Source organism: Pseudomonas sp. StFLB209 (assembly GCF_000829415.1).
GTDB lineage: Bacteria > Pseudomonadota > Gammaproteobacteria > Pseudomonadales > Pseudomonadaceae > Aquipseudomonas.
This window is the reverse complement of the sequence record NZ_AP014637.1, coordinates 61919-85053: the sequence shown is the minus strand read 5'-3', so window position 1 is coordinate 85053 and position 23135 is coordinate 61919. Positions and strand designations below refer to the sequence as shown.

At 58.5% G+C, this 23135-nt stretch carries 23 protein-coding genes; 10 read left to right on the top strand and 13 right to left on the bottom strand.

Annotated features, from left to right (window positions below; genetic code table 11):
* Positions 1-25 precede the first annotated feature (25 nt).
* The 3 genes from PSCI_RS00335 to PSCI_RS00325 all read right to left on the bottom strand — a co-directional run bounded on the left by PSCI_RS00335 (position 26) and on the right by PSCI_RS00325 (position 3960).
* Positions 26-2374 (bottom strand): TonB-dependent siderophore receptor, encoded by a 2349-nt coding sequence (locus PSCI_RS00335; protein WP_045481267.1) that lies wholly within the window; start codon positions 2372-2374, stop codon positions 26-28.
* 100 nt (positions 2375-2474) lie between these two features.
* Positions 2475-3446, bottom strand: coding sequence for a FecR domain-containing protein (locus tag PSCI_RS00330; protein WP_045481264.1), 972 nt, complete (start codon positions 3444-3446; stop codon positions 2475-2477).
* Positions 3430-3960, bottom strand: a complete 531-nt coding sequence (locus PSCI_RS00325) for a sigma-70 family RNA polymerase sigma factor (protein ID WP_045481261.1) — start codon at positions 3958-3960, stop codon at positions 3430-3432. The genes PSCI_RS00330 and PSCI_RS00325 overlap by 17 nt, the downstream gene beginning before the upstream one ends.
* Positions 3961-4091: 131 nt before the next feature.
* Here PSCI_RS00325 and PSCI_RS00320 point away from each other — a divergent pair, with 131 nt between their 5' ends.
* Positions 4092-4553: an Sbal_3080 family lipoprotein gene (locus PSCI_RS00320; RefSeq protein WP_045481258.1), complete on the top strand. Its 462-nt coding sequence runs from the start codon at positions 4092-4094 to the stop codon at positions 4551-4553.
* A gap of 189 nt (positions 4554-4742) precedes the next feature.
* Here the strand turns inward: PSCI_RS00320 and PSCI_RS00315 are convergent, their stop codons facing one another.
* Complete coding sequence (locus PSCI_RS00315) at positions 4743-5804, bottom strand: RNA-guided endonuclease InsQ/TnpB family protein (protein ID WP_045481255.1); 1062 nt, start codon at positions 5802-5804, stop codon at positions 4743-4745.
* Positions 5805-6169: 365 nt separating this feature from the next.
* Positions 6170-6715, bottom strand: a complete 546-nt coding sequence (locus tag PSCI_RS00310) for a BRO-N domain-containing protein (protein ID WP_045481252.1) — start codon at positions 6713-6715, stop codon at positions 6170-6172.
* Between the two features lie 432 nt (positions 6716-7147).
* Between PSCI_RS00310 and PSCI_RS00305 the strand changes: the two genes are divergently transcribed.
* Complete coding sequence (locus PSCI_RS00305; RefSeq protein WP_045481249.1) at positions 7148-7639, top strand: GNAT family N-acetyltransferase; 492 nt, start codon at positions 7148-7150, stop codon at positions 7637-7639.
* Between the two features lie 91 nt (positions 7640-7730).
* On the opposite strand, the gene PSCI_RS00300 is transcribed toward PSCI_RS00305, so the two are convergent.
* A complete protein-coding gene (locus PSCI_RS00300; protein WP_045481246.1) occupies positions 7731-8585 on the bottom strand; it encodes a pirin family protein in 855 nt (284 codons plus the stop codon).
* Between the two features lie 243 nt (positions 8586-8828).
* Between PSCI_RS00300 and PSCI_RS30065 the strand changes: the two genes are divergently transcribed.
* From PSCI_RS30065 to PSCI_RS00285, 3 genes are all read left to right on the top strand, one after another.
* Positions 8829-9179 carry a DUF805 domain-containing protein gene (locus tag PSCI_RS30065; RefSeq protein ID WP_084709798.1) on the top strand — a complete coding sequence of 117 codons (351 nt, stop codon included), beginning with the start codon at positions 8829-8831 and terminating at the stop codon, positions 9177-9179.
* A gap of 89 nt (positions 9180-9268) precedes the next feature.
* Positions 9269-9694, top strand: a complete 426-nt coding sequence (locus PSCI_RS00290) for a DUF805 domain-containing protein (protein WP_231906541.1) — start codon at positions 9269-9271, stop codon at positions 9692-9694.
* Positions 9695-9813: 119 nt separating this feature from the next.
* A complete protein-coding gene (locus tag PSCI_RS00285; RefSeq protein WP_045481242.1) occupies positions 9814-10185 on the top strand; it encodes a DUF805 domain-containing protein in 372 nt (123 codons plus the stop codon).
* Positions 10186-10264: 79 nt separating this feature from the next.
* Here PSCI_RS00285 and PSCI_RS00280 read toward each other — a convergent pair whose 3' ends face one another.
* A complete protein-coding gene (locus tag PSCI_RS00280) occupies positions 10265-11080 on the bottom strand; it encodes an MlaA family lipoprotein (RefSeq protein WP_045481240.1) in 816 nt (271 codons plus the stop codon).
* Entirely contained in the window at positions 11073-12371 is a 1299-nt protein-coding gene (locus tag PSCI_RS00275; RefSeq protein WP_045481239.1) for a serine/threonine protein kinase, read from the bottom strand. Before PSCI_RS00275 ends, PSCI_RS00280 begins: the two co-directional genes overlap by 8 nt.
* A 1185-nt stretch (positions 12372-13556) precedes the next feature.
* Here PSCI_RS00275 and PSCI_RS00270 point away from each other — a divergent pair.
* The 3 genes from PSCI_RS00270 to PSCI_RS00260 all read left to right on the top strand — a co-directional run bounded on the left by PSCI_RS00270 (position 13557) and on the right by PSCI_RS00260 (position 16665).
* Positions 13557-14411 carry a glycine betaine ABC transporter substrate-binding protein gene (locus PSCI_RS00270; RefSeq protein WP_045481237.1) on the top strand — a complete coding sequence of 285 codons (855 nt, stop codon included), beginning with the start codon at positions 13557-13559 and terminating at the stop codon, positions 14409-14411.
* A 287-nt stretch (positions 14412-14698) separates the two neighbouring features.
* Positions 14699-15010 (top strand): DUF485 domain-containing protein, encoded by a 312-nt coding sequence (locus tag PSCI_RS00265; protein ID WP_045481235.1) that lies wholly within the window; start codon positions 14699-14701, stop codon positions 15008-15010.
* Entirely contained in the window at positions 15007-16665 is a 1659-nt protein-coding gene (locus tag PSCI_RS00260) for a cation acetate symporter (protein ID WP_045481233.1), read from the top strand. Before PSCI_RS00265 ends, PSCI_RS00260 begins: the two co-directional genes overlap by 4 nt.
* Positions 16666-16771: 106 nt before the next feature.
* On the opposite strand, the gene PSCI_RS28355 is transcribed toward PSCI_RS00260, so the two are convergent.
* Positions 16772-16930: a DUF3309 family protein gene (locus PSCI_RS28355; RefSeq protein ID WP_084709796.1), complete on the bottom strand. Its 159-nt coding sequence runs from the start codon at positions 16928-16930 to the stop codon at positions 16772-16774.
* Positions 16931-17215: 285 nt separating this feature from the next.
* Between PSCI_RS28355 and PSCI_RS00250 the strand changes: the two genes are divergently transcribed.
* Both PSCI_RS00250 and csrA read left to right on the top strand, forming a co-directional pair.
* Positions 17216-17581 (top strand): DUF2784 domain-containing protein, encoded by a 366-nt coding sequence (locus tag PSCI_RS00250; protein ID WP_045481230.1) that lies wholly within the window; start codon positions 17216-17218, stop codon positions 17579-17581.
* A 160-nt stretch (positions 17582-17741) separates the two neighbouring features.
* Positions 17742-17951, top strand: coding sequence for a carbon storage regulator CsrA (gene csrA / locus PSCI_RS00245; RefSeq protein WP_045481227.1), 210 nt, complete (start codon positions 17742-17744; stop codon positions 17949-17951).
* A 25-nt stretch (positions 17952-17976) separates the two neighbouring features.
* Here csrA and PSCI_RS00240 read toward each other — a convergent pair whose 3' ends face one another.
* The 4 genes from PSCI_RS00240 to PSCI_RS00225 form a co-directional block, all read right to left on the bottom strand.
* The gene (locus PSCI_RS00240; protein WP_045481224.1) at positions 17977-18204 is read right to left on the bottom strand and encodes a YheU family protein; all 228 of its coding nucleotides are present in this window, start codon (positions 18202-18204) and stop codon (positions 17977-17979) included.
* Between the two features lie 91 nt (positions 18205-18295).
* Complete coding sequence (locus PSCI_RS00235) at positions 18296-19492, bottom strand: osmoprotectant NAGGN system M42 family peptidase (protein WP_045481221.1); 1197 nt, start codon at positions 19490-19492, stop codon at positions 18296-18298.
* Positions 19493-19593: 101 nt separating this feature from the next.
* Positions 19594-21342 carry an N-acetylglutaminylglutamine synthetase gene (gene ngg, locus PSCI_RS00230; protein ID WP_045481219.1) on the bottom strand — a complete coding sequence of 583 codons (1749 nt, stop codon included), beginning with the start codon at positions 21340-21342 and terminating at the stop codon, positions 19594-19596.
* A 3-nt stretch (positions 21343-21345) separates the two neighbouring features.
* Positions 21346-23118 (bottom strand): N-acetylglutaminylglutamine amidotransferase, encoded by a 1773-nt coding sequence (locus tag PSCI_RS00225; protein ID WP_045481215.1) that lies wholly within the window; start codon positions 23116-23118, stop codon positions 21346-21348.
* Positions 23119-23135 lie beyond the last annotated feature (17 nt).

The following is a 23135-nucleotide window of genomic DNA, read 5'->3' as shown; positions in this document are numbered from 1 at the left end:
GTAAAGGTAGCGCGGGTGTTGCAAGTCAGTAGGTGTATTTCAGCGAGGTCATGAAATTGCGTGGCATGCCGTACGAGCCGCGCACACCGGCCGAGATGATGTACTCCTTGTCAAACAGGTTGTTGATGTTGGCGGAGACCGAAAGATGCTGGTTGATCTCGTAACGGCCCATCAGATTGACCAAGGTATAACTGCCTTGATGCATGACCTTCAGGTCATCGCCGGTCTTGCTTTCCCAGTTGAATCCACCGCCGACGGTAAACTTGCTCAGGTCTCCCGGTAGGCGATAAGTCGTGAACGTCTTGAAACTGTGCCGTGGTGCACGGGTGATAATCCGCTGGTCTTCATCGTTGCGGGTCACACTGTAGACATAGCCGCTACTGAAGTTCCAACCCTCTGCGAGTGCGCCGTTGAATTCGAGTTCGGCACCTTCGGTTGCCGTGTTGTTGTACATTTCGTAGCCGTTGCTGGCGTTGTTCCATACCGCCAGATTGTCCTGATTGGTGCGGAACAGCGAAAGGCTGGAATTGAGCCGGCCATCTTGAAAGCTGGCCTTGATACCGGCCTCGATGCTGGTACCGTCCTCCGGCTCTGGAGAAGTTACATATTGGCTGACCAGCGAATCCTGAGGCTGGAAGATCTTGGTGTAGCTGCCATAGAGCGACCACGTGTCATTCAAAGCATGCACAAGGCCAAGGTAGGGGGTGAAGATTCCTGTTTCCCGGCTGCGGCTCTTGGTTACTCGGCCTGTCGACAGGGTCAGGGTGTCATTGTTGTTTTTCCAGTCTGTCAGGCGTCCGCCGACCAGTAGGCTTGTGCTATCGGTGAGGTGGAAGCGGGAACTCATGTAGGCATTGTACTGATGCTCGTGGCGGTCAGTTTTCCCTGTCTTGTTATAGTGCGGTTTTGGTGTGTCATCGGCCCATGTGAAAATAGTGGGAATCAGGTAGGTCGAAGGGACCATGGTGTAGTTGCTGCCATCGGCGTGGATGTTTGTCAGGGTTACACCACCAATGAATTCATGCTCGCGTCCGAGCAGTGAAAACGGACCGGTCAGATAAGTGTCCAGGTTTTCCTGTTCTGTCGTATTGACCCAATAGGGGCTTAGCAGGCGTCCACCGGCTCCCGTGCTCTTGTTGATAGCCCCCGTAGAGGTAGCATAGAGGCTTTCGTATTCATACCGTGCGTGGGAAAGCTCGCTTTTGATACTCCATCCCGAGCCGAACGTGTGCTCTATGGAAGCAAAGAAACTGGTGAGGTCGTGATCGTAAAATGCCCAGTCTGGCGTTTTTATATCTGAAGGCTTTAAATCGATCTTGCTGCCGTCGCTATAGAGCATTGGCATTAACGCGGCCTGGGAATTGGTTTTCTTGGCAATGTTGCTAAAGCCGAGCGTGAGCAGCGTGTCATCACTCAAATCGATTTCGCTGATGCCGTACAGCGTGACCCTTTCTTGTTCATAGTTGTCGGTCCAGCCGTGCTGATGCTTATAGTCGGCAACCAGGCGTCCTCGCACATTACCGCTGTCTGTCATCGGACCGGAGACATCAACGCCACTGCCATAGCGGTCCCAATTGCCGGCTTCGGCGGTAAAGGATACCTGGGGGTCGAAGGTTGGCCGCTTGCGGACCATATTAATGGTCGCCGACGGTTTGCCCAGACCACTCATGATACCTGTGGCACCCCGCACCACTTCAATCCGGTCATACATGGCAGTGGCTTGCAGGTAGTTGCCCATTGCCGAGGAGGTGGGCACACCATCAATCTGGAAGTTGTTGATGCTTGAACCTCTGGAAAGAATTTGGGGGGCATCGCCACCGTAAACCAGAGGTTTGACCACAATGCCGGTTGTGGCATCCAGCGCATCGGCCAAGTCATCCAGCTTCTGATCTTCCATCCGCTGCCGTGTAATCACCGTCACCGATTGCGGCGTTTCCTGCGGTGTCAGGTTCAAGCGCGTCGAACTACTCGTAGACCCGGTCGTATAAGAGCCGGTCCCCTCGGTAATCGACCCCGGTGCCTTGCCTGAAATGCTCACTGCCGACAGCTCAAGCCCGGTACTGTTTGCCCGTGGCCGTACCTCGTAACGCTTCTCCCCGGTCTTCACCGCCTCCAGCCCGCTGCCTTCGAGCAGGATCGCCAGCGCCTGTTCCACGCTGTAGCTGCCGTCCAGCACCCGGCTCTGTTGGCCTTCGGTCAGGCTGCCGTCGCTGACCAGGAAGATTCCGGCCTGGGCAGCGAAGCGGTTGAGTTGGGTCGACAACGGCCCGGATTCCAGGCGGTACTGCTCGGCGGCGTGGCTGAGCGGGCTGAGCACAGCCAGGGCGATGGCCAGGCTCAGGGGGCGTAACGAGGCGGCGGGCAAGCGGTACATGGGTGGTCCTGTTAGCTGATGGTGTGTGGGTTGTTTTCAGCTAATTCGGATGAGCCGCCGAAAGAGGAACACCTGAATGAAAATAATTTTCAAATGACGTTCAATGTATGGCTTCCAGACTGATCCACCAAGGCAAGGTTTGCTCCACGCGGATTGGCAGCGCGCTGCTCAACATGCTCAGGGTCTGCGGCAGGTCGTCCTGCGGGAAGGTGCCCACTACCTTGAGCCCGGCGACTTCTGGTGCGACGCCGATATGCCCGTGGTGATAGCGCCGCAGTTCGGCGATGACGTCGGCCAGCGGCTGGTTGTCGGCTTGCAGAATGCCACGGCTCCAGCTTTGCCGGCCGGCGTTGACCGGTTGTTCGGTGCCCAGTTGTTCGCGATTGAAGCGCCGTTCATGGCCGGCGTTGACCACGGCGGCGATGCTGGCGCTGTCGCCCATACGAATCGCTACCGCGCCGTCGAACACACTCAGCCGGGTGTCGGTGGTTTCCTGCTGCACACTGAAGCGCGTGCCGAGTGCCTGCAAGCGGCCTTCGGCAGTGTCGACGAAAAACGGGCGAGGATCCATGGCAGTGTCGATCAGCACTTCGCCGCGCACCAGTTGCAACACCCGCTGTTGGGCGGTGTAAGCGATGTTCAGGGCGCTGTCGCTGTTGAGCCACAGGCGTGTGCCGTCATCCAGGCGCAGGGCGCGAACTTCACCCACGGCAGTGCGCTGATCGGCACGCCAGGCCAGCAGGTTCTGTTCCAGCGGTCGCCAGCCGAGCCGCGCCAGCAGCGCTGCACCGCCGAACAGCGCCAGGCCCAGCAACAGATTACGCCGGCTCTGCCGTACTTGCCGCGCCCCGGCCAACGTGGCCCGTGCAGTGTCGCGCTCGCCTTGCAGGGGCGAGAAGCGCGCACTGATCCGCTCGACATACTGCCAGGCACGCCGGTGACTGTCGTGCTGGTCATGCCAGCGTTGCCAGTCAGCGTGCAGGTGCGGGTCGTTCTCGGCCTGCAACCGCGCGTACCAGTGCGCAGCCTGTTTGAGAACGGCGTGGTCCAGTGATTCAGACGAGGGCTTCATCCAGCTCTACTTCCAGCAACAGGCATTGGAACATGGCCTGGGCCAGGTATTTGGTCACCGTGCGTTGCGAGACGCCCAGTTGCTCGGCGATCTTGCGGTAGGTCAGGCCATCGAGCTGCGCCAGCAAGAAAGCCTCGGCCACTCGGGGCGGCAGCTTGGCGAGCATGGTGTGGACCTGTTGCAGCGCTTCGAGAATCACCGCCCGATGCTCTTCCGAGGGCGCGTAGGTTTCCGGTCTGCTGGCCAGCACCTCGAACCATGCATGCTCTACCTCGCGGCGCCGCCAGAAGTCCACGCATACATGCCGCGACATGGTGTGCAAATAGGCCCGTGCATGGCTGTCGCTGTCGAACTGCCGTGGCCGGGCCAGCAAGCGCACGAACACATCATGGGCCAGGTCCGCCGCATCGCTGGCATTGCCCAGGCGCTTGTTCAGCCAGGCATGAATCCAGCCGTGATGAGCGGTGTAATAGCCCAGCACCTGCTGTGAGTAGGCGTCGTCCAAGGTTGACATGAGAGCAAGTACTCTTTGGGAACTGTTCGCATCTTATGCGCGCCAGGGCGGGTGGAGCAAATGCTCGTTGTGCGGCAGTGGTCAGCCTGCCGTGTTAACCTCGCGCCCCTCAATTTCGGCATGGAGGTCGTATGCGCTGTTTGTCCCTGTCCCTGACCCTTTTTGCAGCTTTGCTGGTGAGCGGTTGCAGCATCAAGCAGACCGTGACCCCGGTGTCCTTGTCTGCGGCAATGGAGCCGGTGATCTGCATGATTCCGGCAGAAGGCCTGCGCCCAGGTTTTCAGGCCAGCTATGAGCGCCTGCTGCGCGAGAAAGGTTTCCAGATCCGTCAACTCGCAGCCAACAGCAACCCCGCAGTTTGTCCGCTGTCGACGACCTATATCGGTCGCTGGAGTTGGGATTTCACGATCTACATGAGTTATGCCGACATCCGCGTGTTTCAGCACGGCGTACAAGTGGGGCAGGCTGAATACGACTCGCGCAGTGGCGGCATGGCCTTCTCGAAGTTCATCAATGCCGAGGCCAAGATTGGTGAACTGACTCACCAGTTGTTTCCGAATGGGGCGGCTGGGATGTCGGCTGCGCGGCTGTAGATGAGCATGGCTTATGGTCCGCTTGGTCGGCGGGTCATGGCAGACCGGTCAGGCGCGGCCGATACTTGAGTCCTGCGCAAGCCGTGACTTTTCGTGAGCCTTGGCGATTTCCTGAAAAACTCTGAAGAGTACGTCAGGGTTTGGATCTTCCAGGAACATGCTCAGAAACTCGTTGACATCCTCCCCGTCCTAAAGGGCGGGGATTCCCACAACTGGACGCTCATGCCCGAGCGCGAGAATGTTCTTTGCGGCGTTGACGTCGCGGTCGTGGGTGGCACCACACCCACAACAAGTCCATTCCCTTATTCCAAGCCCTGCGATACCTCTGGGCCTCGAGTCCGGCAATTGCTTGCAGCTCGAACAGGTTTGGGTGGTGTTTCTCTCGCTGACAACCTTGAAAACCGTGCCTGCGTGATCGCATTTGTATTCCAGCATGGTTTTCAATTGGCCCCAGCCGGCGTCCAGCACCGACTTGGCCATCCTGGTTTTCGCGAGTTTCAGTGAGTTCACATCGCCCACCACAATGACGCCACAACGCGCGACCAGCGCGTTGCTGAACTTATGCAGGCAATCCTTGCGGCGGTTCGCAATCTTGGCGTGAATCGCCCGTACACGAGCCTTCTTGCCGGCACGCTGGGCCGTGCCCAGGGCGCTCTCCAGATCCCGGTAGAACCTGCCGCTTTCAAGGCGATGACCGTCGCTGCAGGTGGCCGTGGTTTTCAGTCCGAGGTCGATACCCACTGCGTCCTGGCTTGGCGATAACTGCCGGTCGACCTCGACCACGACGTTGAAATACCAGCGTCCACGGGTGTCTTCGTTGAAGCTACCGGATCTGAATTTAAAGCCCGCCAGGCCGTAGCTGTCCCAGACCTTGAAGGGCTGTCTGTTGAAGACGACCTGGCCGTTTTTCCAGACAGCAGCGCCGACCTTGAAGGGCAGCCAACCCAGACTGCGCCGGGCGCCGCCCGAGCAGCGCCAGCGGAGCTGGCGCTTTTTGAACTGCTTGCGCCGTGTGACATATTCGTCGGCAACAGCCTGCACGGATTGGCTGTGCAGTCCCAGGTCTTTGCTGGCCCCGTTGGTGTACTTGTGAATGTCGAACGCCGACAGAAAACGACCACGCTCACGAATCGAGCGACTGCTCAACTCGTTTACGTAGTTCCACACAAAATTCACAGCGCGAGACGCTTCACGCAGCTGCGCTGCGTGCTTGTCTCGCACTCGAATCTTGAGGGTTTTGGTCGCTTTCATTTCAGTCATGAAACATAGGATAGGGCGGTTTTATGGATCTTAACCCCTATGACCGCTTCGCGGTGGCGCTTTCATCCCCCACCTGAAGGAAGGGACTTTTCGCGCCAGCTTGGTAATGTCTTTGTTCGTGTCCGATGAATGGATTATGGTCATGCGCGCTGCTCTGCCTGACTTCATTTGTTGGACAGATAGGATGAGTCTTTCTGAAACGAGTCCATGCTAAGCCCGCTGTTATGGAGGTCGCCGGAAAATAGTAGTCATCGTTTTAACCTCACTGACACCTGCCACACAGTCCGACACAGGCCGATTCCAGAAAATCAGAATCGGCCTACAGAACAACGCCGGGATCAGGGTCGGTCAAGCCCTCAGAACTTCATGGATTCGTCTTTGAAACCAAACTTCACCATCAACCTCTGCCACAACCCCATCGGCTTCGGCACCTCGGCCAGCAAGTGCGGCATGTCCTGCCAGCGCACCCATGAATCGTTGCGCCATTGCAGCAACTGCAAAGTATGGCCCAGCCATTCCAGGCGATTGATGCTCGGTTCTTCAAGCATGCGTTCGGCACGCCGGTGCAGTTCGGGCAGGACTTCGTGGGTCAACCACTGACGCAGGCTGCGGTTCTCCGGGACGTAGTGGTGGATCAACAGGGCGAAGACGCCGGACTCGCTGATCATCAGGCTGCGTTCGTAAAGTCCGTGGGAGTTGAGCCAGACCATGCGGCGCTGGTCGTGGTCGAGTTTGAGAGTATTGCGTTCGTCGAGCCGCTTGCCCATCAGGCGGGCCAGATCTGCCAGGCAGAACCAGGCCTGGCTGTCATGGCGGATGGTGCGCAGACGGCGGTGATGGCGGAAAAAGGGCTCTGCGTCGAAGTGTTCGGGGCAGGGTGGACAGGTATTGAGTAAGTGCATGGGCGATCTCCAACTGTGGTGGAACTGCCCAAAATCGTCGCCAGACGATAATGGTGGCAGCTGTGCGAGGGCTGGCGAACCGGGACAGAAGGCAAAACCCAGCAGACCTTAAGGTCTCCGACGCACAGCCGCCATGACACTTGGCTGCGGGCGTGACTATACCCGCAACTTGTCTGGAGCTGTTGCACCATCTGAAGACCGGGTCGCCAAACCCGGCTCGCTGAATTTGCAGCGAGTGTCGGGCAGGGTAGTCAGACGTCCCGCGTGTGAATAGAGGGTGTCCGGTGATCCGGAAAAATTCAGAAATGGACTACAGACTGTTTGGCACTTTATAGATCAGGCGTTCTTCAAATGCCTGTACCGTCATGACAGGCTTGTTCGCCTGCAAGCCCTTACACTGAACTGACCCGGAGTTGAATACAAGGAACTGCCATGGATGCTCCCATACCCCTCCAATTCAACCCCATCGACCTCGACCGTCACGCCGACCTGTGCGTGCGCTTTCGTGAGGATGTGTTCCAGTTGGCGCTAGGCACGACGCTGCCGCTGCATGGCGAAGACGGGCAGGGGGCGGGGCGTTATCTGGACTGGCTGGCGCAGCGCTCGCAGGCGCTGCCGGGCAGCATGATGCATGTCTGGCAGGGCGACGAGATCGTCGGGCAACTGGAGTTGAACCAGCCGCAGCCGGCGCTGGGCTATGTGCATCTGTTCTATCTCACTGAGCCTTACCGTCATCTGGGCCTGGGCCAGCAGTTGCATGATCGGGCGATCGCGTTCTTTCGCCAGCGGCAGTGCACGACCCTGCAGTTGTCGGCGAGCCCGGACAACCTTCCGGCGCTGCGTTTTTACCAGCGCAATGGCTGGCGTGATATCGGCCCGCGTGAGGCGACACCGGGGGTTAACCTGTTCGAGCGGGTCATGTGAGATTTTCACTGGAACAGGCTATTTCAGCATCTGCTGAAAAGCCCGATTCCAGTGAAATTGTGCGTGACGGCGCACTGCTCACCGGTCTTGTTCAAGCCGTCAGCCGATCATCCCGGAAATCACGCAGGGCCTGTTCGATCTCTTCGCGGCTGTTCATCACGAACGGCCCGTACTGCACGATTGGCTCATGCAAAGGCTTACCGGCAAGCAGCAATACCCTGGCTCCGGCAGCGCTTTGAATACGCAGTTCGCCGTCTTCTCCCAGACGCACCAGGCGGCTGGCGGCCACTGCCTGCGGGCAACCGCCTACCTCGATTTCACCTTCATACACATAGAGCAACACCCGATGCCCGTCTGGCAGCAGGGGGCTGATGCTGGCGCCGGCCGGCAGGTGCAGGTCGAAATACTGCGGCTCGGTGTCCGGGCGCTGTACGGCGCCGGCCTGTTGCATCTGACCGTCGTCAAACTGGCCGGCGATTACCACCACCTCAATGCCATTGGCGGTGGTCAGGCGTGGAATATGTTCTGGCTGGATGTCCTGATAACTGGCATCCATCAACTTGTTTTTGCCCGGCAGGTTCAGCCACAACTGAAAGCCGCGCATCACGCCTTGCTCCTGCTCCGGCATCTCGCTGTGGATGATGCCGCGGGCTGCGGTCATCCACTGCACGCCGCCGCCTTGCAACAGGCCGACGTTGCCCATGTGGTCTTCGTGGCGCATCCGCCCTTCAAGCATGTAGGTAACGGTCTCGAAGCCGCGGTGCGGGTGCGGCGGAAAGCCGGCGATATAGTCGTCGGGCTGGTCGGAGCCGAACTCGTCGAGCATCAGGAACGGGTCGAACTGCTCCACCCCAGGGCCGCCAAACACGCGAGTCAGCTTGACCCCGGCACCGTCGGAAGCGGGCTGGCCAGTGTGGATCGACAGGACTTTGCGAAATGTGGTCATGAGTGGCGCTCCGTGTGGTGCAAATGAACTTGGCTAAATTGTATATTGTATTTATCGATTGAAAGGCTCAAAATTTCTTTATAAATTATCAGTATGTTTGATGAGTCTGCTGGCATAGCTCTACGCTACGTTTTTCAGCGGGCATCAGCTCAGACGTTTCCTACGTTATAGGAAGTACTGTCTTGCATCCGTGGCTTGGGCTTGACGATAAATTTGCGTCGAAGACTGCTTAGGGGCAATGCAATGTTAATGGGGCACGTATCTTATTTTTTTAGACGGCCGGATTTTAAGGGGCGTTCGAATCGCAAAGAGCTTTTCTCTTTCTTGATATCGTTTAGCGTTATTTTCTACCTGTATCTGCAGATCAGATTGTTGGCGCCAGGGTCTGACCTGGTATGGCAGGTCGAGTTGCTGATGATCTATATCCTGGCGCCTTTACCCGCCTTGCTTGCACGTCGTATTCATGACATTGGCTGTAGTGCCTGGGTCAGCCTGGCTTGGTTGCTGCCGTTCGCAGGTCTTGTTCTCTGTGCATGGATGCTTCTCGAAAAAGGAGAACCGAGGGAGAACTATTACGGATTGCCACCCGCTTGAAATATCTGGCGTGTCAGGGGGCGCCTGACTTTCATTTGTGATGAGTGCGTCGGCAGAATTTGGCCCGGCAGGGAACTCAACCCGTGAAAATGATGCTCATCGCCTGTCGCGATATGTTGCAGTTCAGAGGACGTACCCGGCGACGGAATTTTTTGTATTACCAGCTCTTTTATACGGCAGGGGTGATCGCTCTTTTTATGTTTGAGAGTGATTCGAGGATCGTGAGGGGCAGTGTTCAACTGGGGGGAGTGACGGCTGGATTCATCGCCCTCAATTTAGTACCCGGTCTGGCCATCACGTATCGGCGACTTCACGATGCCGATTTCAACGGGCTGTGGTTTTTGGTCACCTTCATTCCGCTTTATGGGCCTTTGTTTCTGTTGATGCTGTGTCTGTCATCCGGGTCGGTAGGCGTGAACAGCTATGGGCCTTGCCCACGCAGGTCTAAGGCTGCCGAGAGCAAAGTGCAGAGCGGTCAGGAAACGTGCGTAACTCGCCTTGACGGATCGGCATGACGTTTTGGGATGTCATGTATTTGTCCGTGAAAGTTGAGTTGCAAGCTTCTGTACAGACTGCGCCGCTGAGTCTGGCAGCTCTCCAGTTGATTAATCTGTCCAGATAGTAAAGGTGCACGATGAAAGAAGTTATTCAGGTCTACACAAAGGCCTTTGACTTTGACGGGCGTTCGAGTGTCAGAGAGTTTGTTTATTACTCGGTTTTCCTGTTGACGATTTTGGGTGGGCTGGTTTATCTGGTGTTTGATAGCGCCACCCAGCTCCCTGAGCAGGTGGTAGAACTTTTCATTCTACTCAACGTTTTGCCCAATCTTGCTTTGACTGTGCGGCGTTTACATGACCTGGATAAAAGCGGGTGGTGGATATTGATCAGTCTGGTTCCTGTGGCTGGGCCATTGATACTTTGGCTTATGATGTTTTTTCCAGGTTCGCAAGGCGCTAATCGCCATGGTGCTGCCCCTTCGAGGTTGCACAAAGCCAATGACTCCTGAAGGCAGTCGACACGGATGAACGACGCAGTAAAAAGGCCAACCCGGTCACCCGGATTGGCCTTTGTCGTTACTGCGCGCCTTACTCGGCAATCATCAACTTGCGTGATTCGCTGTACACATAACGCACTTTCTCGTACTCGAACGGCGAGTTCATCTGGCCGTAGCGGAAGCTGGTTACGTAGCGTTTGTCGATGCCGCGCAGAATCACGATTTCCGGGTGGTCGCTGCTGACCTGGGCGACGTTGAGGAAGTTGATCTGCGACTCAGCCGCCACGTCGAAGATCAGGCCGCCGGTGTCACGCAGGTTGGATGGGCCGAACAGCGGCAGGACGATGTACGGGCCGGCCGGCACGCCATAGAAGCCCAGGGTCTGACCGAAGTCCTCGCTCTGTTTGGGCAGGCCCATCATGGTCGCCGGGTCCCACAGGCCGGCCACACCGATGGTGGTGTTGAGCAGCAGGCGCCCGGTGGTTTGCAGTGAGCGCTGGCCCTTGAACTGCAGCATGCTGTTGAGCAGGTTGGGCACGTCGCCCAGGTTGCTGAAGAAGTTGCTTACGCCACTGCGCACAAAACCTGGCGTGATGTAGCGGTAACCGTCGACCACCGGCAGGAATACCCACTCGTCGAAGCGATAGTTGAAATGCCAGACCCGGCGGTTCCACGACTCCAGCGGGTCATAGACTTCCAGGGCGTTGGTCGAGGCACGCTCGAACTCTCGCTGGTCCAGGCCGGGGTTGAACTTCAGCGACTTGAGCGGCTGGGTGAAGCCGTCTTCGTCGTAGTTGCGCACCACCGTGGCCTGGTCCTTGGTGGCGTGGGATATTTCAGTCTGGTCGGCCGCCTGGGCCATACCGGCAGCCAGCAGGGCGGCAAGCAGTAAATGACGTTTAGCCACGGAAGAACTCCAGCATGGCGTCGCTGTTGACGCGGTAGTTGAGGTTGCCGCAATGACCGCCGTAAGGATAAACGGTCAGGCGATCGCCGAAAGTCTGGCGCAGGAAGCCCAGGTCGCCAGGGCCCAGAATCACGTCGTCAGCGTTGTGCATGACGGCGATCTTGCTGTTGTTGTGCAGGTAGTCCTTGAGCGAATAGAGGCTGACCTGGTCGACCAGTTGCAGCAAGCTGCCGCCATCGGTGCGGGCACGCCACATGGGGATCAACTGCTCGGTCATGTAGCAGTCGAAGTCGCACTGCATGGCGCGCTTGAGGAACGGGGTCAGGCTGGTGCCTTCGCTGATCGGGAACTTCGGCGGGGTGATCAGGCCGCGGCGGTTGATCAGGTCCGAGGTAAAGGCGATGTCGGCGGAAGAGAAACGGAACGAGGTGCCGATCAGCATGGCCATCTGTTCGTTGCTCAAGTGTTCCTTGGACATCTGGAAGTCATAAAGCAGTGCATCGTTGAGGTCGATGTAGCCTTTTTGCTGGAAATAGCGGGTCAGCTTGGCCAGCACCAGTTCATAGAAGGTGGTGGTGTTGTTGATGCCCTTGACCTGGGTCTGCACCAGCTTGTCGAGGTTGCTCACCGAGGTGTAGAGGTTGACCGGCGGGTTGAGCAGCAGCACCTTCTTGAAGTTGAAGCTGCGCCGGGTTTCGTCCAGGTGGCTGACGAACGCAGCATTCAGCGCGCCCAGGCTGTAACCGGTCAGGTAGAAGTCGGTAATCGGCAAGTCAGCGTGCTGGGCACGAACGCCTTGCATCACCCGATACAGGTCTTCAGCGTCTTCTTTGGAGAGCCCTGGCGTTGCATAACGCGAAGCCGAGCTCATGAAGTCGTAGCTGGTCGGCGACGACAATTGCACAACGTGGTAGCCCGCCCCGTAATACAGCTTCTTGAGGTATTCGTTGAGGGTGCTGTTATACGCCGCGCCCGTGCCGGCAATCAGAAAAATCAGCGGCGCCGCATGATCCTGGCGGGCCAGACGATAACGCAGTTTTTTCACCGCCCAGAAATTGTCAGGCAGGGTGAACTCGCGCTCTGGATGCAGGTTGAGATAGAAATCGTCCTGATCGATGTCGTCGTCGGACGGCAGATCCGGACGCAGATCAGGCGGGGTGGTGGCGATGGTCGCTTCGAATGGGTTAGTCAGCGGATAGCCATAAGTGGCCGGGTCGACGTTTTTAGCCAGGGCGGCTGCACTCAGGCAGAGACCACCCAGGACTGCAGCTAAGCGCAGGAGACGGAGCATGACTAAATCCCTTGGGAATGAGGTACAGAAAAGGTACGCAGGCTATGACCGTCGACATAGTGCCAAAGTGCCGTACCTGCGCGCGATCCTTTCTGGGCATCTCTAAAAACTGACTGCGTTTTTTGAAACGCCCATGTAACGGCGGTGAAACGATACACCTTTCGTCAAGTCAGGCATGTAGGAATGTGCGCTTTTTAGCGTAGTAATTGCGATGCAGGTCGGCTTTGCCGCGTTGGGGAGGTGTGAAAGGCCAGATAGCACAAAGGGAGCCATGGGCTCCCTTTTGAGTCGTGTCGCGTGCTCTTTTTATTTTTGTAGGGTGGTGTGTTGTTGTTTTTGTTGGGCCACCCTTCACTGCATTTCATGCGACCTCAATGGAGGTCAAGAGCAAACGTATTTTTTTGAGCGCTGACTCGCTTCAATCGACTGCCTGCACAGCAGTGCGATCCAACCAGTTCTGTGCTACCTCAAGGTAGTTTTATTGTTCTGTGCCTGGTTGCGTGGTCTTTTGCAAAAGACCCGGTGGAGCTGAATCTACTTCAAAAAAATCTGTTGGCTTCGTCTCTGCCCGTGTTGTTCTTGTTATGTCAGATCCGTACGTCTTGTTTTTATTAGGTTGCTGCCGTTTTTCTTGTTCTTGTTGTGCAGGAGATAAAGCACTACCCATGCCAACTTTTTAATATCCTTATAAATCAATGGCTTGCGATTTTTCAGGAAAGTCTGCGCATCGGCATCGGGTCGATGTGTTCCCGTGTTACCCGCTGCGGGTCAGCATGGAGCCCGTATCGGTAACACATTGTGTTCCCTCCACCGACGCCCTGAATGGGTGCGCTGGCGATATTTTCAGGTGAGTGGCCAATCGCGCGGCTACTGCCATGCAGGGGCATCACTAAGGATGGTTTTCAGTTGCCAACCAATTGAGGTGTCGTGATTTTGGTGTGCATGTCGTTGATGGCGGTGTGATGTCGTTTACCGCTTGCCAGGGGTCGCTGGCAGATCATGTCGCTTTGCAGGGGGGGCAGATTATCAATGGGCCGCAGCGGTGAGCGCCGTTGCCGGCAAGAGTTATTGAAACGTGGAGGGTGCGCATCGCCCCATATTCGGGCGTGGTGGGCAGTCCTGAGAAAAACAACGTCAAAAATGCCCGACGCTGGTCGGTGCAAGGACTCTACCGGGGAAGTAATGATGAATATGCGCAAAATTCTGGGGGCGGGTGCCGCTCTGGTACTGGCCGCCAGCTCCACGCTGGCCATTGCTGAAACCAAGACAGTGAGTATTGGCTACGTTGAAGGCTGGTCTGACAGTGTCGCCACCACCTTCGTGGCCGCCGAGGTGCTCAAGCAGAAGCTCGGTTATGACGTCAAACTGCAGTCGGTCGCGGCCGGGATCATGTGGCAGGCGGTGGCCACTGACAAACTCGACCTGATGCTCTCGGCGTGGTTGCCAGGCACCCATGGCGAGTACATCGCCAAGTACAAAGGGCAGGTGGTGGATTACGGTCCGAACTTCAAGGATGCCCGCATCGGCCTGATTGTTCCTGAGTACGTGAAAGCCCAGAGCATCGCAGACCTCAAGACTGACGACTCCTTCAAGAACAAGATTACCGGTATCGATGCCGGTGCCGGGGTCATGCTCAAGACCGACCAGGCCATCAAGGACTACGCTCTGGACGGCTATAAACTGCAGGCCAGTTCCGGTGCCGGGATGATCGCCGAGCTGACCCGTGCGGTAAAACGCAATGAATCCATTGCCGTTACCGGCTGGGTGCCGCACTGGATGTTCGCCAAGTGGAAACTGCGCTTCCTGGAAGACCCTAAAGGCGTCTACGGCGCTGCTGAAACGGTCAACAGCGTCGGCAGCCTGAGCCTGGAAAAGAAAGCCCCGGACGTGGTCGCGTTCCTGAAAAACTTCCAGTGGGAGTCCAAGGACGAAATCGGTCAGGTGATGCTGGCCATCCAGGAAGGCGCCAAGCCTGAAGTCGCTGCCAAGGAATGGGTAGAGAAAAACCCGGCCCGCGTCGCGGCCTGGACCGGCAAGTAACAACTACTTCCCCTTTTGCGGCCTGCGGGCCGCCTTTTCGAAAACCACCCGGCGCGCTTCGTCGGGTGGTTTTGCGTTTTATACGGCCGGTACTCAGCGCAACCGGTATCTGTCTAATCTCTCTTTCCTGACATTTGCCGACGCCGCTTCGCAGCGGCCGGTGCAGCTCGCCTGGCTCCAGACTCACAAATTAATATCGTTCTAATACTAAGGTCGTCTGGAGTCGTTCCAAGAGCTGACTAAAGTGAAGCTGTGTCATCTCATCCTATGCTGCGAGGACAAAAACAATGAACGACAGCATCTACCAAAAGATACAAGACAACCCCAGGTTCAAGGAGCTGGTGGCCAAGAGGGAGCGTTTCGCCTGGATTCTTTCAGCGATCATGCTCAGCCTCTACGCCGCCTTTATCCTGTTGATCGCTTATGGCCCCCACATTCTGGGCGCCAAGCTGAGCGCAACGTCCACGGTGACCTGGGGCATGCCGATCGGGGTCGGCCTGATCGTCACCGCGTTTATCCTGACCGGCGTCTACGTACGCCGTGCCAACGGTGAATTCGACGAGCTGAACAACGCCGTACTCAAGGAGATTCAGCAATGATCCGTCGTCTCTCTGCGGCACTTGCGCTGACCGCTTTCGCACCCGCACTGATGGCGGCTGACGCCCTCACCGGCGCAGTGCAGAAGCAAGCTCTCAACGTCCCGGCGATCGTCATGTTCGTCGCGTTCGTGGTGTTCACCCTGTACATCACTTACTGGGCCTCCAAGAAAAACAACTCGGCGTCGGACTACTACGCCGCCGGCGGCAAGATCACCGGTTTCCAGAACGGCCTGGCGATTGCCGGTGACTACATGTCGGCGGCGTCATTCCTGGGTATTTCCGCACTGGTTTACACCTCTGGCTACGATGGCCTGATCTACTCGATCGGCTTTTTGGTGGGCTGGCCGATCATTCTGTTCCTGATTGCCGAGCGCCTGCGTAACCTGGGCAAGTACACCTTTGCCGACGTGGCGTCCTACCGCCTCAAGCAGATGGAAATCCGTACCCTGTCGGCGTGTGGCTCGCTGGTGGTGGTGGCGTTCTACCTGATCGCGCAGATGGTCGGTGCCGGCAAGCTGATCCAGTTGCTGTTTGGGCTGGACTACACCGTTGCGGTGATCCTGGTGGGTATCCTGATGTGCCTGTACGTGCTGTTCGGCGGCATGCTGGCGACCACCTGGGTACAGATCATCAAGGCGGTGATGCTGCTCTCCGGTGCTTCGTTCATGGCGCTGATGGTCATGAAACACGTCAACTTCGACTTCAACCAGCTGTTCTCCCAGGCGGTTGCCGTGCACCCTAAAGGTGAGGCGATCATGAGCCCGGGCGGCCTGGTTAAAGACCCGATCTCGGCGTTCTCGCTGGGCCTGGCGCTGATGTTCGGTACGGCTGGCCTGCCACACATCCTGATGCGCTTCTTCACCGTCAGCGATGCCAAGGAAGCCCGCAAGTCGGTGTTCTATGCCACCGGTTTCATTGGCTACTTCTACATCCTGACCTTCATCATCGGTTTTGGTGCGATCCTGTTGGTCAGCACCAACCCGATGTTCAAGGACGCGGCTGGCGCGTTGATCGGCGGTAACAACATGGCGGCGGTGCATCTGTCCAACGCCGTGGGCGGCAGCCTGTTCCTGGGCTTTATCTCTGCGGTAGCCTTCGCCACCATTCTGGCTGTAGTAGCCGGTCTGACCCTGGCAGGCGCGTCGGCGGTCTCCCATGACCTGTATGCCAGCGTGATCAAGAAAGGCAAGGCCAACGAGAAAGACGAGATCCGCGTGTCGAAGATGACCACCATCGCGCTGGCTGTGGTTGCGATCATCCTGGGTATTGCCTTCGAGAGCCAGAACATCGCGTTCATGGTCGGCCTGGCATTCTCCATCGCTGCAAGCTGCAACTTCCCGGTGCTGCTGCTCTCGATGTACTGGAAGAACCTGACCACCCGTGGCGCCATGATTGGCGGCTGGATGGGCTTGATCAGCGCCGTGGTGCTGATGATTCTCGGCCCGACCATCTGGGTGCAGATTCTGCATAACCCTAAAGCAATCTTCCCGTACGAGTACCCGGCGCTGTTCTCGATTGCCATTGCATTCGTGGGCATCTGGTTCTTCTCGATCACCGACAAGTCCAAGGCAGGTGAGGATGAGCGTGCGCTGTTCGTGCCACAGTTTGTCCGTTCGCAAACCGGTCTGGGTGCCAGCGGTGCGGTATCGCACTGATTGACAGCTAAACCGCGACAACAAAAAAGCAGCCGTCAGGCTGCTTTTTTGTGGGGCCGGTTTTAGCGTGGCTGAACATCCGTCGGCGCGATGTCCAGCCGCGCATTCATATCCTGCCCAGTAACACCAGTACCAGCAGAATGACCAGAATGGTCCCGACCACGCCCGACGGTCCGTAACCCCAGCTACGCGAGTGGGGGAACACTGGCAGGCCGCCGATCAGTAGCAGGATCAGGATGATGATGAGAATTGTACTGATGCCCATGATGAGTTCCTTCTTTCAATATAAGGGAGCCAAGATTGCCGGAGGAATTCATGACACCCTTGATGTCATGTCTCGTGGCCTCTTGAATAATCCGACTCTGGGCGTTGAATAAAGGTTCTAAGCGCTTTGAATATATTTTTACAAATTAGCTTCGTTAAAATACCGGGTAGCCCAGTCTGAAAGTTGCAACTTTCCTGGCGGTATAAAGTCTGCGAGTGCGCGGCAGTGAAAGATTGAACTTACAGCGGCCGGTGACGTATTCGCCGCCGATTAAAAGGAGGGGTTATGTTGATGCGTCTGGCGGCCGATGCGGTATTGGTCGTGCACCTGCTGTTCATCGTGTTTGTGCTGTTTGGCGGTTTGCTGGTGCTGCGCAAGCCCTGGCTGGCGGTGCTCCACCTGCCTGCGGTGGCCTGGGGGGCGGCGGTGGAGTTTCTGCACCTGTACTGCCCGCTCACGCCACTGGAAAACCACCTGCGCAGCCTGGCCGGCCAGCAGGGTTATGACGGCGGTTTCGTCGAGCATTACTTGATCGCGCTGATCTATCCGGCGGGTTTGACGATGCAGCACCAGTTATGGCTTGGCAGCGTGGTGCTGGTTATCAACGCCCTGGCTTATAGCCTGGTGTGGCGACGTTGGCGTAGACGCTGAGCGATGCAGTAATTACGACTTTTGCGTCTGCAATGTAGGTTATTTCCTTCAGCTAATTCCGGCGAGTGTGCAGGACATGGCTGATTTTACTTCGCCACATTGAAGCACTCTGCCTCGCGCGGCACTCTGCCCATTCACGGGATTGCAAGAGTGCACAAACATGTTGGTATTAACACGCGAAGTAGGCGAAACCTTTTCCATCGGTGACGAAATCACCGTGCAAGTGCTGGGCGTCAGTGGTAATCAGGTGCGCTTCGGTTTTGACGCACCCAAACACGTCAAGATCCATCGCGCCGAAGTGTTCCGGCGCATTATCAAGACCTTGTCCGAACCTGATGAGCAGCCGCAGCAACAGTCGCCGGCAGCCTGAGCGGCTCAGGGATTATCCGGATTGCTCAGTCGAACAACTCTTTGGGCACTTCATGGCGAGCCATCAACTGGCACTGCTGGCTCTCGATGTCGAAGAAAATCACGGCCTGGCCTTTGCTCAGGGCGTGACGCACCCGCAATACCCGGGTCTGCAGCGGCGTGTCGTCGCCGTTATCGGTGCCGTCGCGGGTCACGAAGTCTTCGATCAGGCGGGTCAGGGTGTCGGGTTCGAGTTGCTCAAAGGGAATCAGCATGGGTGGCTCTCGCGGCAGGGCCGGGGATGATAGTGCAGGGCCGCAGGTTATGCACCCGGCAGGATGCATGCCCTGCGGCAGCCAGGCCGGCTCAGCTGCTTTCGCGACCCTGGCCGATCAGGCTATCGACCGGCGGCACGCGGGTTTCCGGTTCCATCTGGGTGTCGTGCTCCAGCTGGTGGCTGAAGCTTTCCAGCGAGGCCTTGGCCGGTTGCGCGTCACTGTCGAATACCGGCGGGCTGAGGATGTAGGCGCTCAGCAGTTTGCTCAGCGCCGCCAGGCTGTCGATGTGGGTGCGCTCGTAGCCGTGGGTGGCATCGCAGCCGAACGCGATCAGCGCGGTGCGGATGTCATTGCCGGCGGTAATCGCCGAATGGGCATCGCTGAAGTAATAGCGGAACACGTCGCGGCGTACCGGCAGCTCCTGCTCGGCGCCCAGCCGTAGCAAGTGGCGCGACAGGTGATAGTCATACGGGCCGCCGGAGTCGAGCATCGCCACACTGACCGCATGTTCGCTGGAGTGCTGGCCGGGCGCGACCGGCGCGATATCGATACCGACGAACTCACTGACGTCCCAAGGCAGTGCGCCGGCCGCACCGGTGCCGGTTTCTTCGGTGATGGTGAACAGCGGGTGACAGTCGATCACCGGCTCCAGACCGCTGTCGACCACCGCCTTGAGCGATGCCAGCAGGGCAGCTACACCGGCTTTGTCGTCCAGGTGGCGGGCGCTGATGTGGCCGCTTTCAGTGAACTCCGGCAGCGGGTCAAAGGCGACATAGTCACCGATGCCCACACCTAGCGACTCGCAGTCGGCGCGGGTCGCACAGTAAGCATCCAGGCGCAGTTCGATATGGTCCCAACTGACCGGCATCTGGTCCACGGCGGTATTGAAGGCGTGCCCGGAGGCCATTAGCGGCAGCACGCTGCCACGGATCACGCCGGTGTCGGTGAACACACTGACCCGGCTGCCCTCGGCAAAGCGGCTCGACCAGCAGCCCACCGGCGCCAGGCTCAAACGGCCGTTGTCTTTGACCTCGCGGACACAGGCGCCGATGGTGTCGACGTGGGCCGACACCGCGCGGTCCGGGCTGCTCTTGCGGCCCTTGAGGGTGGCGCGAATGGTGCCACGCCGGGTCAACTCGAAAGGAATATCCAGTTCTTCAAGGCGCTCGGCGACATAGCGCACGATGGTGTCGGTAAAGCCGGTGGGGCTGGGAATCGCGAGCATTTCCAGCAGGACTTTCTGCAGGTAATTCAGATCCGGATCAGGGATGGTTGCATTAGACATGATGGAGGGCTCCTCTGGAGCAGCTACTGGTTACACGCTACAAGCTGCAAGCCGGAGTGGATATGGCTTGCAGCTTGTAATCTGATGCTTGTAGCTGTGTTTCAACTATGAGCTGGAAGGCTATGGGGAAAGAGTAGATCGACAAAGCGTTCTGCGGTGGGTTGTGGTTCATGATTGGCCAGGCCGACCCGTTCATTGGCCTCGATGAACACATACTCGGGCTGGTCGGCGGCAGGCACCATCAGGTCCAGGCCGACCACCGGAATGTCCAGTGCCCGTGCCGCACGCACGGCGGCGTCGCTGAGCACCGGGTCAAGGATCGCTGTGACATCTTCCAGGCAGCCGCCGGTGTGCAGGTTGGCGGTGCGGCGCACGGCCAGGCGCTGGTCCATGGGCAGGATATCGTCGTAAGCGAAACCGGCATCGCGCACTGTGCGTTCGGTTTCCTCGTCCATGGGGATCCGGCTTTCTCCGCCGGTTGCCGCCGCGCGGCGGCGGCTCTGGGCTTCGATCAACTGCTTGATGGTATGGCGGCCGTCACCGACCACCTCTGCGGGGCGGCGGATCGCCGCTGCAACCACTTCAAAGCCGATCACCACAATGCGCAGGTCCAGGCCTTCGTGGAAGCTTTCCAGAATGACTCGGGTATCGAACTGCCGGGCCCGCTCGATGGCTTGCTGTACTTCTTCGATGCTGCGCAGGTCCACTGCCACGCCCTGGCCCTGCTCGCCGTCGAGGGGCTTGACCACGATCCGGCCATGCTCTTCGAGAAACGCCAGGTTGTCGTCGGCGCTGCCGGCGCGCACTTGGGCGGGCAGGCATAAGCCAGCGGCTTTCAAGGCGCGATGGGTCAGGCTCTTGTCCTGGCACAAGGTCATGCTCACGGCGCTGGTCAGGTCGCTGAGCGATTCGCGGCAACGCACTCGACGGCCACCGTAACTGAGGGTGAACAACCCGGCATCGGCATCATCGACTTGCACATCGATACCCCGCCGATGCGCTTCCTCGACGATGATCCGCGCATAGGGGTTGAACTCTGCTTGCGGACCAGGACCGAGAAACAGCGCTTCGTTAATACCGTTCTTGCGCTTGATGGCGAAGGTCGGCAGGGTGCGAAAGCCCAGCTTGGCGTACAACGCCTTGGCCTGATGGTTGTCGTGTAACACCGACAGGTCCAGGTAGCTCAGGCCGCGGCTCATGAAGTGCTCGATCAGGTGGCGCACCAGCACTTCGCCGACACCCGGACGGCTGCAGTTGGGGTCCACCGCCAGGCACCACAGGCTGCTGCCCTTTTCCGGGTCGTTGAACGCCTTGAGGTGATTAAGCCCCATGACACTGCCAATGATCGCGTTACTGCCTTCGTCTTCGGCCAGCCAGTACACCGGGCCGCCTTGATGGCGTGGGGTCAGCAGCTCAGGATCAATCGGCAGCATGCCGCGAGCCAGGTACAGGTTGTTGATCGCCTGCCAGTCGGCCTCGCTCTGGGCCCGACGAATCCGGAAACCGCGAAACACCCGATGCGCCTGCCGGTAGTCGCTGAACCACAGGCGCAGCGTGTCGGACGGATCAAGAAATAACTGCTGGGGCGCCTGGGCCAGCACCTGCTGCGGCGCAGCCACATACAGCGCGATATCGCGCTCGCCGGATTTTTCGTTGAGCAGCTCCTGGGCCAGCGCCGCCGGCTCCGGGTAGGTGTGGCCGATCAGCAGCCGCCCCCAACCGCAATGCAGGGCCAGTGGCTCGCTGTCCGGCTGGCCGCCGTCTTCGGCCAAGCGCGCCTGCAGGCGTTCGTAGGACGGCGACTGGCGCCGCAACAGTCGCTGGCTGTAAGCCGTTGCATGGGGTTTCATCGATCAGAGTCCTTGTTCGCTCAGCCACAGGTTCAGGGCTGCCAGTTGCCACAGCTTGGAGCCGCGCAGCGGGGTGAGCTGGTCCTTGGGGTTGGTCAGCAACGTGTCGATGATTGCCGGGTTGAACAGGCCGCGATCCTGGCTCGGGTCGAGCAGCAGCTCGCGCACCCAGTTAAGGGTATTACCCTGCAAGTGCTTGAGGCCCGGTACCGGGAAATAACCCTTCTTGCGGTCAATCACCTCGGCCGGAATCACCAGGCGGGCCGCTTCCTTGAGGACATGCTTGCCGCCGTCAGGCAGCTTGAAGCGCGCCGGTACTCGTGCCGACAGTTCGACCAGGCGATAGTCAAGAAACGGGGTACGGGCTTCCAGACCCCAGGCCATGGTCATGTTGTCGACCCGCTTGACCGGGTCATCGACCAGCATCACTGTGCTGTCGAGCCGCAACGCTTTATCCACTGCCGCCTCGGCACCTGGCCGGGCAAAGTGGTCACGCACGAACTCACCCGCAGCGTCGTGATCGACCAGCCACTTCGGCTGTACGGTGGCGGCGTACTCTTCATAGCTGCGGTCAACGAATGCTGCGCGGTAAGCGGCAACCGGGTCGGCTGCACCATCGACCTGCGGATACCAGTGGTAACCGGCAAACAGCTCATCCGCGCCCTGGCCGCTCTGGACCACTTTGCAGTGTTTGGCGACTTCGCGGGACAACAGATAAAAGGCGATGCAGTCATGGCTGACCATCGGCTCGCTCATGGCCCGGAAGGCCGCTGGCAATTGTTCGATAATCTCGCTTTCTTGAATGCGCAACTGATGATGGCGCGTGCCGTAGTGTTTGGCGATCAGGTCAGAGTACTGGAACTCGTCACCGCGCTCGCCACCGGCATCTTCGAAACCGATCGAAAAGGTCGACAGGTCTTCGACACCCACGTCACGTAGCAGGCCAACCAACAGGCTGGAGTCCACGCCGCCCGACAACAGCACGCCGACGTCCACCGCTGCACGCTGACGAATGCCCACCGCTTCACGGGTGCTGTCCAGGACCCGCTCGCGCCAGTCTTCAAAGCTCAGATCGCGCTCGTCGTCATGCGGGCCATAAGGCAGCGTCCACCAGACTTGCTGCTCGGTATTGCCTTCGGCATCGATCAGCATCCAGCTGGCTGGCGGCAGCTTTTCCACCCCAGCCAACAGTGTGCGTGGTGCCGGCACCACCGCGTGGAAGTTTAGGTAGTGATTGACCGCCACCGGGTCGAGCAGCGAGCTGATGTCGCCACCCTTGAGCAACGCTGGCAGGCTCGACGCGAAGCGCAGGCGCTCGCCGGTACGCGACAGGTACAGCGGCTTGACGCCGAGTCGGTCGCGGGCAATGAACAGCCGTTTGGCGTCACGTTCCCAGATTGCGAAGGCGAACATGCCGTTGAGCTTGGGCAGTAGTTCCTTGCCCCAGGCGTGATAGCCCTTGAGCAGCACCTCGGTGTCGCCGCCGGAATGGAAGGCATAACCGAGCGCTTCAAGCTCGGCGCGTAATTCCGGAAAGTTATAGATGGCCCCGTTGAAGGCCAGCGACAGGCCCAGATGGTTGTCGATCATCGGCTGCGCCGAGCCGTCCGACAAGTCCATGATCTTCAGCCGTCGATGCCCCAGGGCAATCGGCCCCTGGCTATGAAAGCCCCAGGCGTCCGGGCCGCGAGGTGCCATGTGATGGGTGATACGTTCAATGGCGGCAAGATCCGCCGGTTGATGGTTAAAACGAAGTTCGCCTGCAATTCCGCACATAAGTCCTTACCGGGTTT